This window comes from Rhodococcus sp. BP22 (genome assembly GCF_014281965.1).
Classification (GTDB): domain Bacteria; phylum Actinomycetota; class Actinomycetes; order Mycobacteriales; family Mycobacteriaceae; genus Rhodococcoides.
This window is the reverse complement of the sequence record NZ_JACFTB010000001.1, coordinates 673,995-686,882: the sequence shown is the minus strand read 5'-3', so window position 1 is coordinate 686,882 and position 12,888 is coordinate 673,995. Positions and strand designations below refer to the sequence as shown.

At 63.1% G+C, this 12,888-nt stretch carries 8 protein-coding genes; 6 read left to right on the top strand and 2 right to left on the bottom strand.

The genetic code is table 11. The features are described from left to right. The first annotated feature begins 64 nt into the window (after positions 1 to 64). Together H2510_RS03180 and H2510_RS03175 are read left to right on the top strand one after the other, a co-directional pair. Complete coding sequence (locus H2510_RS03180) at positions 65 to 3,445, top strand: ATP-dependent DNA helicase (protein ID WP_186626867.1); 3,381 nt, start codon at positions 65 to 67, stop codon at positions 3,443 to 3,445. Further along, positions 3,442 to 6,846 carry an ATP-dependent DNA helicase gene (locus H2510_RS03175; RefSeq protein WP_315901192.1) on the top strand — a complete coding sequence of 1,135 codons (3,405 nt, stop codon included), beginning with the start codon at positions 3,442 to 3,444 and terminating at the stop codon, positions 6,844 to 6,846. Before H2510_RS03180 ends, H2510_RS03175 begins: the two co-directional genes overlap by 4 nt. 14 nt (positions 6,847 to 6,860) lie before the next feature. Here the strand turns inward: H2510_RS03175 and H2510_RS03170 are convergent, their stop codons facing one another. Then, a complete protein-coding gene (locus H2510_RS03170) occupies positions 6,861 to 7,247 on the bottom strand; it encodes a hypothetical protein (protein ID WP_186626866.1) in 387 nt (128 codons plus the stop codon). 110 nt (positions 7,248 to 7,357) lie between these two features. Here H2510_RS03170 and H2510_RS03165 point away from each other — a divergent pair, with 110 nt between their 5' ends. Together H2510_RS03165 and nudC are read left to right on the top strand one after the other, a co-directional pair. Continuing rightward, positions 7,358 to 8,425 carry a TrkA family potassium uptake protein gene (locus H2510_RS03165; RefSeq protein ID WP_186626865.1) on the top strand — a complete coding sequence of 356 codons (1,068 nt, stop codon included), beginning with the start codon at positions 7,358 to 7,360 and terminating at the stop codon, positions 8,423 to 8,425. A gap of 94 nt (positions 8,426 to 8,519) precedes the next feature. Beyond that, positions 8,520 to 9,422: an NAD(+) diphosphatase gene (gene nudC / locus H2510_RS03160; RefSeq protein WP_186626864.1), complete on the top strand. Its 903-nt coding sequence runs from the start codon at positions 8,520 to 8,522 to the stop codon at positions 9,420 to 9,422. A gap of 19 nt (positions 9,423 to 9,441) precedes the next feature. On the opposite strand, the gene H2510_RS03155 is transcribed toward nudC, so the two are convergent. Further along, positions 9,442 to 9,699 (bottom strand): mycoredoxin, encoded by a 258-nt coding sequence (locus tag H2510_RS03155; RefSeq protein WP_088944653.1) that lies wholly within the window; start codon positions 9,697 to 9,699, stop codon positions 9,442 to 9,444. A gap of 102 nt (positions 9,700 to 9,801) precedes the next feature. Between H2510_RS03155 and H2510_RS03150 the strand changes: the two genes are divergently transcribed. Next, positions 9,802 to 11,928: an ATP-dependent DNA helicase UvrD2 gene (locus H2510_RS03150; protein ID WP_186627152.1), complete on the top strand. Its 2,127-nt coding sequence runs from the start codon at positions 9,802 to 9,804 to the stop codon at positions 11,926 to 11,928. Positions 11,929 to 12,609: 681 nt separating this feature from the next. Further along, positions 12,610 to 12,888, top strand: a complete 279-nt coding sequence (locus H2510_RS20685) for a WhiB family transcriptional regulator (RefSeq protein ID WP_186627151.1) — start codon at positions 12,610 to 12,612, stop codon at positions 12,886 to 12,888.

Here is a 12,888-nt window from a genome sequence, read left to right as displayed (position 1 = left end):
AATTCGAGCATCGAACACGCGCGCGGCTGAGGGTCTGTCGGTGGCGCATGATCGAATCCTCTCCATGACTACGGCGAATCCGAGCGGAGTACCGACCATCAGCGGCGCGGGTACCACCACGCTCGTTCGGGCGCCCAAGGTGAAGTCCCCTCGCCGTATCTGGACCGGGCCCGCTGCCCGCCTTCTCTCCAGCGATGAAAACGCGGCCGAAGCCGCATCGAACGGATCGCCCGGATGGAACCCGTGGCAAGTCCTCGGTGGCCCGGGTACGGGAAAGACAGCGCTGGTCGCCGACTACGCGGTGTCGCGGATTGTGCGTGGCGACCCAGAATCGGTGCTGGTACTGACGCAATCGAAGCACGCTGCCACGGCGGTCCGGGAAGAAATAACGGCTGGACTGTTCGCCGGGGAGCGCGCACCACGTGCAACTCGTGAGCCACTGGTTCGGACCGTTCACTCGTATGCCTTCGCCGTTCTCCGCCTGCAGGCAGCCATCTACGGCAATCCGCCACCACGCTTGCTCACCGGTGCCGAGCAGGACGCAGTGGTGCGAGAGATGTTGCGGGGAGACATCGAAGACGGGGCCGCTGATTGGCCCGAGCGCGTGCGTCCTGCTCTCGGTATGTCGGGATTCGTCACCGCGGTTCGTGACTTGATGCTCCGCTCGGCCGAGCGTGGCCTCGGCCCGGAAGATCTCGTCAAGCTCGGGCGTCGGCACACTCGCCCCGAGTGGGTCGCAGTCGGAAAGTTCGCAGCGAGGTACGAGCAGTCGTTGTTGCTGCGTGGTGCTGTCGGGGTAGAAGCAGCGGGAGCGACGGCGCCTGGCCTCGATGCCGCCGAGCTCATCGGCAGCGCACTCATGGCATTCGCCACCGACCCCGAGTTGCTGGCGTCGGAGCGCGCTCGGATCAGACATCTCGTGGTGGACGATGCCCAACACTTGGATCCGCAGGCCGCGCAGCTGGTTCGGCTCATCGGCATCAACACCGAGAGCACGGTAATAGCCGGAGATCCGGACCAGTCCGTATTCACGTTCCGCGGCGCCGATCCATCGTTCGTCGCCGATCTCGCCGAGCCTGGTTCGGAGCGACGGATCGTCCTCGATCGAAACTTCCGCAGTAGCAGCGAGATTGTCGAGATCACCGGACCGATCGCGGGCAGGCTCGCCGGAACAGGAAGACACCGGGGTGCCGAAGCGGTGGGAGAGCCTCGATACGGTGCAACTCGCACCCTCGTGCAGACCCTGCCGTCAGTGGCCAAGGAAGCGGCACTCATCGCCGATGCCATGCGACGAGCGCATCTCGACGACGGAATGCCCTGGTCGGACATGGCCGTCGTAGTGCGATCCGTGCCCAGGACGATCGCGCCACTGCGGCGGGCGTTGCAGTCCGCGGGTGTACCGATCGTCACGCCTGCCTCCGAGATCCCCGTGCATCGACAACACGGGGCGGTCGGTCTACTGCTCGTGCTGCGTGCGATCGTCGACGAATCCTTCGACGGCGAAGACGCTTTGGCATTGTTGTCCGGCCCGATCGGCGGTGCGGATCCGGTGAGCCTGCGTCGGTTGCGCCGCGGAATACGGCGTATCGAGCTCTCCTCGGGAGGCGAACGCGACTCTGCCGAACTGCTTCGCGCCGTGATCGTAGAGGCTGCACAACCCCCTGAGTCTGCACAATCCCCTGACTCCGAGGACCGCGACGCGTCAGCCCGGTCCAGTGCCCGCTTTGTCGCAGCGTTGTCCGATGTCGAATCTGCGCCGCTGCGCAAGGTACTCGGTGTCGTCCGTAAAGCGTCTGCGCGCCGAAGCCGCGGGGTCGAGGACGTGCTGTGGGCAGCGTGGCAGGCATCGGGCTTGGAGAGGCGCTGGGCCGCCAGTTCGACGCGAGGTGGATCCACTGGTGCGCAGGCCGATCGGGATCTCGACGCCGTTGTCGCGTTGTTCGAATCAGCTGCCTCGTATGTCGACCGGTTACCCCAGGCGGGACTCGCAGGTTTCGTCGACTACATCTCCGGACAGCAGATTTCGACGTCCAACTCCATCCGTTCGACCGTGCAACCCGAAGCGGTCACGGTGCTGAGTGCGCACTCAGCAGCTGGTCGGGAGTGGGAACTGGTCGCAGTCGCGGGCGTGCAGGAAGGCTTGTGGCCGGGGCTTCGCTCGCGGGGAAGTCTTCTCGGTACCGAGGTCCTGGTCGATCTCGCTGCCGGAATCGCCGATGCCGGTGAGCTGATCGATGACAAGCTGTCGAAGACCGCACCCCTGCTGGCAGCGGAACGCAAGCTTTTTCTCGTCGCCTGCTCCCGCGCGCGGTCGGTGCTATTGGTGACCGCCGTGGATTCGAGTACCGGCGACACCGATCTGGTGAGGTCCCGGTTCATCGACGAGCTACAGGGGCGGGGGGAGCCGGACCTCGATGCGCCCGCCGCTCCGCCGGCGTACGTGTCCGGTCGCATCCTGGCACTGCCTATGCTCGTCGCAGAATTGCGTAGTGCGGTCTGTGATCCGATTGTCGCAGAACATGATCCAGCCAAACACGACCGGGCTGCGCAGCAACTTGCTCGGCTGGCGCGGGCAGGTGTCAAAGGGGCGGACCCGAAAGAGTGGTTCGGTATCGGTGGAGTCAGTACCGATTCTCCGCTGTGGACCCTCGAAGACGGGCCGGTGCCGCTCTCACCCTCCACGGTCGAGCAGCTCACCACGTGCCCTTTGCGCTGGATGCTCGATCGGCACGGCGGAAACGACGGCGCCAATACGCACGCCGTCACCGGCACTCTCGTGCATACCCTCGTGCAGGCTGTGGCAGGCAAGATGCCACCGGAGCAGGTTCGGCGGGCACTCGAAACTGCCTGGGATGGCGTGGACTTGGGTTCGCAGTGGTATTCGCGGCACGAGTTGGAAAGAACCGAAGCCATGTTGAATACCTTCGAGGCATGGCTTCGCGGTACTCGCGGCGAACTCACCGAAATAGGCGTCGAAGTCGAGGTCGACGGAATTCTGGAGTCACGGTCCGAGGGAGAACCGTCGGTTGCTCTTCGCGGACGGATCGACAGACTCGAGCGTGATGCCGACGGACGCCCCGTGATCATCGACGTCAAGACTGCCAGGACCGTGATGTCGAAAGAGGACGCCCGCAGACATAGTCAGCTGGCGACGTATCAGGTCGCCGCAGCGGCGGGTGCCATCGCCGGTGAGCCTGCGGGAGAACCCGGAGGAGCGCGATTGGTGTTCGTGGCCAAATCCCACAACAAGGATGGGGCGACGCAGCGAATCCAGCCGGCGCCGACTCCGGAGGTCCTCGAGGAGTGGCGTGATGCCGTGCACGAGGCGGCGTCCGCGACACAGGGGCCGACGTTCGCCGCGTTCGTCAACGACGGGTGTCGACACTGCCCCGTGAAATCGAGTTGCCCAGCGCACGAGACCGGCAGACAGGTGACCGACCGATGATGGCTCGCTCCAAGAATCGGGCTCCGATCGACGTCGGTTCAGCTCGAATCGATCCGATCGAACTGGCGAGTGCGCTCGGTCAGAAGCATCCACCGACCCCCGAACAAGCCGCGGTCATCGCATCTGCGTTCGGACCGACACTCGTCGTCGCCGGAGCAGGTGCCGGGAAGACCGAAACGATGGCGGCCCGAGTGGTGTGGATGGTTGCCAACGGCTTCGTGGACCCGGACAGCGTTCTCGGGCTCACCTTCACCAGAAAGGCTGCGCAGCAACTGACGTCGAGAATCCGAGCTCGTTTGGCGCGGCTGGCCGGATCGGAGGTCGTGCGTGCGCTCGACCCCAGTCTGCAGCTACGTGACCGCATCGTGAGCGGAGAACCGGAGGTCAGCACCTACCACTCGTACGCTGGACGATTGTTGACCGAACACGGACTCCTGTTGCCGATCGAGCCTTCTGCCACGTTGCTCTCGGAAACCGAACTGTGGCAACTCGCCCACCGCGTCGTCAGCACCTGGGACGGCGACCTCGATACCGACCGCAACCCGACCTCGATCACCGAGACCGTACTGGCTCTGTCGGGTCAACTTGCCGAGCACCTTGTCGATCCCGATGATCTGCGACAGGCACACACCGATCTGGACAAGCTCGTGCACACCCTCGCGCCAGGTGCTGGGCAGCGCGGCGGACCCACGAAAGAGCTGCTCGATATTCTCGATGCGCAACATAAGCGAGTCGCGCTGTTGCCCCTCGTGAGCCGCCTCGCCGAGACACTTCGACGTGAGGGGGCACTCGACTTCGGGAGTCAGATGTCCATGGCTGCGCGAGTCGCTGCCGAGCATCCCGAGGTAGGCAGATCCGAGCGAGAACGATTCCGGTTGGTGCTGCTCGACGAATACCAAGACACCGGGCACGCTCAAAGAGTCTTGCTGTCTTCACTGTTCGGAGGAGGTTCCGATTCCACCCTTGCCTTGACAGCAGTGGGAGATCCGATGCAATCGATCTACGGTTGGCGTGGTGCTTCGGCGGCCAACCTTCCGCGTTTCGCGACGGATTTTCCGTTGGTGGGAGGTGCACCTGCCCCGCGACTCGAGCTGTCGACCAGTTGGCGCAACCCACCGGAGGCGCTCGAGCTGGCCAACCTCGTCACGGCGCCACTCCGGCAAACAGGAGTCAGTGTGCCGACACTTCGCGCACGTCCGGGGGCAACCCCTGGTGATGTTCGATTGACGGTCACCGACACAGTGCTCAGTGAACGTGAGTGGGTGGGCGACCGGATAGCAGGGGAGTATCGGTCCGCAGCCGAGAACGGACGTACACCCCCGACAGCGGCAGTGCTGGTGCGGCGCAACGCAGACGCCGAACCGATTGCCGAGGTTCTGCGTGAACGAGGCCTTCCGGTGGAGGTCGTGGGGCTCGGCGGTTTGCTTCACATCCCCGAAGTCGCCGACGTGATCGCGATGCTCAGGGTAGTGGCCGATCCGTTGGCAGGTAGCGCAGCAATGCGGATTCTCACCGGGTCCCGCTGGCAAATCGGTGCCGCAGACCTTCGTGCGCTTTCTCGCCGGGCCAGAGAGCTGGGCATAAGGTCCGGCTATGGAGCAGTGGGACGTGTCGAGGATGCCGCCGAACTGGACGCTGCGCTCGGGAGCTCGTTGCCCGGCGAGCACTCCGAAGATGCGGGTCTGGCGGACGCAATCGCCGATCCAGGCCCGGCAGAGCACTATTCGGAGGTGGGCCGACGCCGTATCACTGCACTCGCAGCAGAACTGCACACGTTGCGTGAGCGCATCGGTCAGCCTTTGACCGAGCTCGTCGCAGACATCGAACGACTGATGGGAATCGGGACCGAGGCTCAGGCACGTACACCGTTCACAACTGGAGGAGACGTCGGCCGGGAACATCTCGACGAGTTCGCCGGTGTCGTTGCTGATTACGCAGACAACCCCAAGGCAACGATCACAGGGTTTCTTTCGTTCCTCTCGGCCGCGGAAACAGTCGAGAACGGTTTGGCCCCCGGTGAGGTCGAGGTGTCACCGCATCGCGTGCAGGTGCTCACGGTGCACTCGGCGAAGGGCCTGGAATGGGAAGTCGTTGCTGTCCCTCATGTCTCGAAGGGCGTGTTCCCGTCGTCGACTGCATCGTCGACCTGGCTCGGCGCAATGGCCGAGCTACCGCCCGCCCTTCGGGGAGACAGAGCGCTCGATGCGGAGGGTTCCGACGGTGTGCCCGTGTTGGATCTGAGTGAGCTGTACAGCCGGAAGGATCTCCAAGAAGCTGTCGGTCGGCACAAGGACGCGCTGGCCCGTCGCCGTCTCGCCGAGGATCGCCGATTGTTCTACGTTGCGCTTACCCGAACGGAGCGTGCACTGTTCGTTTCCGGCCACCAGTGGGACGAGAGCAGTTCCAAGCCTCGCGGTCCGTCCCCGTTCTTGGACGAGCTGAAGAAGTTCGTCGACGAGTCCGCCGCCACAGGATCCGAGCCGGTTGCGGTGATCGACGGATGGGCCCCAGCACCGGAAAGCGGTACCGCCAATCCGCTGAGCGCAGAACCGTATTCAGCGATCTGGCCACGCGACCCACTCGGTGCACGTCGCCCTGCCGTGGAGAACGGCGCGCGCTCGGTGATCGCGGCGCTTTCGGCAGCGACGTCACCGCATGAGGCGGACCCCGAGAGCGTCGCGGATCCTGAGAATTGGGCTGCCGATGTAGATGCCCTCCTGGCCGAACGTGAGGAGCGCTTTCACCCGACGGTGACGATTGCGTTGCCCGAGAATCTTTCGGTGAGCCAATTGGTCGACCTCGCCGCAGATCCCGATGCGTTGGCCGAACGGCTCCGGCGACCGCTACCGTTCCCACCGAACCCGCTCGCGCGGCGCGGGACAGCCTTTCACGCTTGGATCGAACGGCGGTTCGGGGCAACTCGATTGCTCGACCTGGACGAACTTCCGGGCTCTGCGGACAACGGCGCGGCGGCCGACATCGATCTGGAGACTCTGCAACACGCGTTTCTCGCGTCCGATTGGGCGCTCCGGAGCCCGATCGAAGTCGAGGTTCCCTTCGAGACATCGGTCGCGGGCACAGTTCTGCGCGGTCGCATCGATGCGGTGTTCGCTGATCCGGACGGAGGCTGGACTGTCATCGATTGGAAGACCGGAAAGGAACCGACAGCCACCGAAGAGCAGTCGGTGGTCATGCAGCTGGCGGCCTATCGAATCGCCTGGGCTGAATTGATGTCCGCTGCGCGCCCCGAATCGGACCCTGTCCCGCTAGAGAAGGTTCGTGCGGCATTCCACTACGTGCGCAGCGGGCGCACTGTCGCCCCCAGCGACTTGCCGGACGTCAAGATGCTCGCCGCGCTCATCGACGGAACCCCGCACGGGAAATTAGCCAGCGAGGCATAGGTTTTCGAAGCGACCTAGGATGCGTTACGGCGCACTTTCAGTGCTTGGGTCACCAACGGTATTTGAAGGGGAAGCCGGGCTATCAATGCAGCCTTGACTGCGGGGGAGGTCTTCGGATTCTGGACATACCGTCTTGCAAGGTCGATGTTCGCGGGGAATACGGCCACGAAGAGCGCAGCGGCCAGTGCACCCCCGAGACGTCTGGTCCGCGGCACCGCGAGCGTCGCAGCGACGGCGAGTTCGGCCACCCCTGATACCTGGGTGTAGGTCCGTGCTTTGCCCGGCAACGCGGCAGGAACCTGAATGTCGAAGAACTGGGGCGTGACGAAGTGGAGAACACCCGCGCCGCCCAATATCACTGCGAGGCGGACTGCTGCAGCCTGGCTTTTGTGCTCGCTCATGCGTATACCGTCCCACACTGGTACGAGAGAAACTCTCCGCTGCGGTACTACGAAGTCCTCGAACAGGGTTACGCTGCCAGCCGTGGATGACATCGACTTAGGTAGCCGACGTGGCAGGTAGGCTACGAGCGCGTCTGAGCGCCGGGGACACGCTGACCGACAGACCCGACTTTGCACTCGTGGGCGTACTTCGCGTGCCCGAACTACAGAGCAGTCCGTGGCGCGCAATCTATCGACGCATTCTGGTCGCACTGGCAGTGTTGCTTTTCGCGGCGCTGATCGTATGGATCGACCGAGACGGCTACATAGACGCGCAGGGCGACGAACTCTCGTTCCTCGATTCCCTCTATTACGCAACCGTCTCGCTCTCCACGACCGGCTACGGTGACATCACACCGATCACGCCGTCGGCGCGGCTGGTGAATATTCTCGTCCTTACGCCGCTACGAATCTTCTTCCTCATCTTGTTGGTCGGTACGACGCTCGCAGTACTCACCGAGCGCTCCCGGCAGGCATTCAAAATTCAGCGTTGGAGGCACAAAGTGCGCAATCACACCGTGGTCATCGGCTTCGGAACCAAGGGCCGCACTGCTGTGGACGCCATGCTGGGTGACGGTGTTCCTGCGTCGGAGATCGTCGTCGTCGACACCGACCCCGCTGTGCTGGAATCGGCGTCGAGCATGGGGTTGGTGACCGTGCACGGTTCGGCTACCAAGTCCGATGTTCTGCGGTTGACCGGTGCACAACATGCGGCAGCGATCATCGTCGCCACCAACCGGGACGATACCGCGGTCCTGGTGACGCTGACTGCGCGCGAGATCGCGCCCAAAGCGAAGATCGTCGCGGCGATCAGGGAAGCAGAGAACACTCACCTGCTGCGGCAATCCGGTGCCGACTCGGTGGTCGTGTCTTCCGAGACCGCCGGCCGACTGCTGGGAATCGCTACGACGACGCCGAACGTCGTGGAAATGATCGAGGATCTTCTGACTCCCGAGGCGGGCTTTGCCATCGCCGAACGCGAAGTCGAACGCGACGAGGTCGGGGGTTCTCCTCGCCATCTGACCGACATCGTTCTGGGGGTTGTCCGCAGCGGCAAGCTCTTCCGTGTCGGATCGCCCGAGGTCGATGCAGTCGAGGCGACCGACAGGTTGCTCTACATTCGTCGCGTCGGAGACTGACGGCGGGATGTCGAGCACGCGAGCCTGCGTTCGCTCGGCGTAGTCGCTCCAGTCCTACGGCCGGGTCCGACGCCTCCACGATAGTGTCGTCGTTGTGCCACGATTCGAACTTGCTCAACCCCCGCTTCTGTCACGGTCGCCGCTCGATCGCGCCGAGGAGTCGAGAAAAGATACCGAAACTCTTCGGGCGGGCTGGCCGACCGCGAAAGTCGTACAGATCGATCACCGAGGTCGGTTCCGGATCGATGCATCGGGCCTCGTCCACACACCTACCTCCGAGGTTGCGGCCGAGCCTGCCTTGGATGCGGTATTTCTCGGAATTCGAGACGGCCACCATCTTTGGGCTCAGCGCGTAGGCGCCCTGACCGGAGAGTTGGGGGATCTACGAACAATTGGAGAGCGCCTCGACGAGACCGAGTTGTCGATTCTCACCACCGCGCTCGCCATCCTCAACTGGCACGCCAGAGCCAGCTTCAGCGCCATCGACGGGGCGGCAACCACGCCGTCGGCAGCCGGATGGTCGAGGACGAGCACGTCCGACGGTCACGAGGAGTTTCCCCGCACGGACCCCGCGGTCATCTGCCTGGTTCACGACGGCGCTGACCGGGTCCTGCTCGCACGTGCACCGACGTGGCCCGAGCGAAGGTTCTCCATTCTCGCGGGATTCGTCGAGGCGGGGGAGTCCCTGGAAACATGTGTCGTCCGTGAGATCTCCGAAGAAGTCGGCATCACCGTGTCCGACATCACCTACCTGGGAAGTCAGCCGTGGCCTTTTCCCCGGTCGGTGATGATCGGCTTCTCGGCAGTAGGCGACCCGGAAGTACCCCTGCGATTTCTGGACGGCGAAATTGTGGAGGCTCATTGGTTCGACCGCGAGGAAGTGCGAGCGGCGCTGAAGTTGGGGGATTGGGCAGCAGATTCCGACTCACGATTGCTTCTCCCCGGGTCCATCTCCATCGCACGCGGAATGCTCGAGGCCTGGGCCGCCGTCGATTAGCGGTCTCGGCCCGGGCTCCTTACATCGACAAAGCGCTTTTCACTGCAGCGAGTGAGGGATTGGTTGCAGTGGTGCCGTCGGCGAACAGCACGGTGGGGACGATGTGGTTGCCTCCGTTGACACTGCCCACGAACTCGGCCGACGCCGGATCTTTCTCGATGTCGATCTCTTTGTACTCGATACCGGCTTCGTCCAGTTGGGTCTTCAGCCTGCGGCAGTAGCCACACCACGTAGTGGAGTAGACGGTGAGTGCGGCCTGGTTTTCGGAAGTAGTCACGAGGAGATTCAACACCGTCCGGTGTGTGATTGTTCCATGGCAGCAGTCGGCCAGCCGGCGTCCGGAACCGCGCTCCAAGAACCGTCGGTGCCTCCTGACATGATGGTCGGCATGCCAGTGGACTCGATGATCGCCGGGTTGGATCCCGAACAGTCTGCTGCCGTGTCGGCGCCACGTGGTCCCGTGTGTGTTCTGGCAGGTGCAGGAACAGGTAAAACTCGGACCATCACCAGGCGGATTGCGCACCTGGTCTCGGCCGGGCACGTATCGGCGGGCCAGGTGCTTGCGGTGACCTTCACCGCACGCGCGGCAGGGGAGATGCGTGGCCGCCTCCGCGAGTTGGGTGTCGGTGGTGAAGGCCCGCCGGTGCAAGCGCGAACCTTTCACGCTGCCGCGCTCAGGCAGCTCAAATACTTCTGGCCGCAGGTTGTCGGTGACACCGGCTGGCAACTGCTCGATCGCAAGTTCGCACTGGTGAGCCAGTCCGCCCATCGTGCGGGTGTGTCGACGTCCACCGATTCGATCCGGGACCTGGCGGGTGAAATCGAATGGGCCAAAGGTTCGCTCGTTGCGCCCGAGGACTATCCCGCGGTAGCGGCGCGCCTGCATCGAGAAGTTCCCATGGACGCCTCGAAGGTCGCATCGGTCTACGCGGGCTACGAGGACCTCAAGACTCATGGCGGTGACGGCATGTTGCTCGATTTCGACGACCTGCTGTTGCACACTGCGGCTGCTCTCGAAGAGCACTCCGCGGTCGCTGACGAATTTCGCGAGCGATACCGATGCTTCGTGGTGGACGAGTACCAGGACGTGACGCCGCTTCAGCAGCGAGTCCTCGACGCTTGGCTCGGAGAACGCGACGATCTCACCGTCGTCGGAGATGCGAATCAGACTATCTATTCCTTCACCGGGGCAACCCCGCGTTACCTCCTCGACTTCTCCCGACGCTTCCCCGACGCCACAGTCGTCCGACTCGAACGCGACTACCGTTCGACACCCGAGGTCGTGTCGTTGGCCAACCGAGTCATCGGCGCAGCGAGAGGACGCATCGCCGGTACCCGGTTGCAGTTGATCGGGCAGCGCCCGTCAGGGCCGGAACCAGCGTTCTTCGAATACGACGACGAGCCGGCCGAGGCCGATGGAGTCGCCCGCGCTGTGAAGAGATTGATTTCTTCGGGTGTGGCACCTTCGGAAATCGCGGTGCTGTATCGGATCAACGCTCAATCGGAGGTTCACGAGCAGGCGTTGACGGAAATGAAGATCCCGTACCAGGTTCGGGGCGGCGAAGGATTTTTCAACCGACCGGAAGTTCGCCAGGGTATTTCTGCTTTGCGCACGGCGTCTGGTCGAGACGATCTCCCGATGGAGTCCAAGTCGGGTAGTGGTGTGCCCTCACTCGTGCGCGCTGTTCTCGCACCGCTCGGTCTGACCGCAACGGAACCAGCAGGTGCTCAGGCCCGTGAGAAATGGGCGTCACTCGGCGGTCTGGTTCAGGTGACCGAGGAACTGCTGGCGCAGGATCCCGAGTTGGACCTCGATCGTCTCCTGGGTGAACTCGCAGCGCGTGCCGAGGCCCGGCATCCACCGGTCGTACAGGGCGTCACCCTTGCCTCCCTGCACGCAGCGAAGGGGCTGGAATGGGATGCAGTGTTCCTCGTCGGCCTTGCCGACGGAACGCTTCCCATTTCGCACGCGCTGGGCAATGATCCGAGTTCGAGCAACGATGCTGCAATCGAAGAGGAGCGGCGACTCCTCTACGTCGGTGTCACGCGCGCTCGGGAGCATCTTCACCTGTCGTGGGCGTTGGCCCGCAACGAGGGTGGGCGGAAGTCGCGTCGACGATCTCGCTTTCTCAACGGATTGATTCCGGAGGACTCACCTGCGTCTCGGATTGCAGTACCGGCTACCAAGAAATCCGGCCCCAAGTGCCGCCTATGTGGGAAGCCGTTGATCGGTTCCGCCGCAACGATGTTGGGTAGATGCGAAAGCCATCCTTCGGATGTAGATGTCGAACTTCTCGACGCCTTGAAGTTGTGGCGACTGGACAAGTCCCGCGAGTTGAAGGTGCCCGCATACGTTGTGTTCAGTGACACGACTTTGACGGCGATCGCAGAACAGCTTCCACAGGACGATCGCGGTCTCGTCGCCATCCCGGGCATCGGCGCCAAGAAGCTCGAGCGGTTCGGTGAGGACGTGTTGACGGTGGTTCGTGATTCTTCGGCCAAGTAAGTGGTGTCGCGGCAACAAAACTGCAGGTAGAAAATAGCTTGTGCCGTTCGAAGCGTGGGGTTTAGTCTGTTTCCACCGCCCGTGGTAGACCGCGAGCGGTAAATATTCACTTGGTAAATGAATTATCCATTGGTCGAAGAGGAGGTGGGAGAAACGATGAAGAATCAGATTTTTGTTGCTGACGACACGCATGCTGTTCGGTCCGTGCCTCTGGCTCGTGTTTCTGCCTACCGCGCTACAGCCGGAGCAACCATTGGTGCCGGTGCCACCCCGGCAGGGATTGACACGATGCTCGCGAACTGGCCAGTCCAGGTAGCAGGCGCAGCAGTACGTCCCGCAGCGGCAGCAGCATTTCATCGCCGAGCACAGAGTACGTCCGTGATCGAAAGTCGATATCGAGGAAAGCCTCGATAGGAACGCTTCGAGAATCGCCTCCGAAAGGCCACGGACCCGCTCACGCGGACCGTGGCCATTTTTGTTCGAGAAGTCCCCCTCCTGACTCGAACGTTCGGCCCCGGGTTCGCACAGAAGTCGCAGAACCGCACATACGCCGTACGACAAGTAGAGGAGACTGACGTGTCTACCGTCATAACCCGGACGACATGCCGATACGAGGTCGAGAGTTCGACCGTTTCACATTCGAGCGCAGCACGTATCGCTGCGTCACCGCAACATGTAGCGATATCGACCGATAACGGAATAATCTTCGGAGTCGAAGTACCCTGCCGGGCAGACGATCCCGACTTATGGTTCGCGGAGAGTCCACATGAACTGGAGCGAGCCAAGGAGCTGTGCGTCGAGTGCCCCATCCGCACCATGTGTTTGAGTGCCGCCCTCGATCGCGCCGAACCATGGGGTGTGTGGGGCGGCGAGATACTCGATCAGGGTGTCGTCATTGCTCGTAAACGTCCGCGTGGTCGACCCCGGAAAGACAGGAGCAACCAACGGGAGGTTGCGTGA

What these genes read in the sequence shown, in the direction of transcription:
- H2510_RS03180 (WP_186626867.1), top strand. Translation starts at nt 65, where the DNA reads ATGACTACGGCGAATCCGAGCGGAGTACCGACCATCAGCGGCGCGGGT.
- H2510_RS03175 (WP_315901192.1), top strand. Translation starts at nt 3,442, where the DNA reads ATGATGGCTCGCTCCAAGAATCGGGCTCCGATCGACGTCGGTTCAGCT.
- H2510_RS03170 (WP_186626866.1), bottom strand. Translation starts at nt 7,247, where the DNA reads ATGAGCGAGCACAAAAGCCAGGCTGCAGCAGTCCGCCTCGCAGTGATA.
- H2510_RS03150 (WP_186627152.1), top strand. Translation starts at nt 9,802, where the DNA reads ATGGTCGGCATGCCAGTGGACTCGATGATCGCCGGGTTGGATCCCGAA.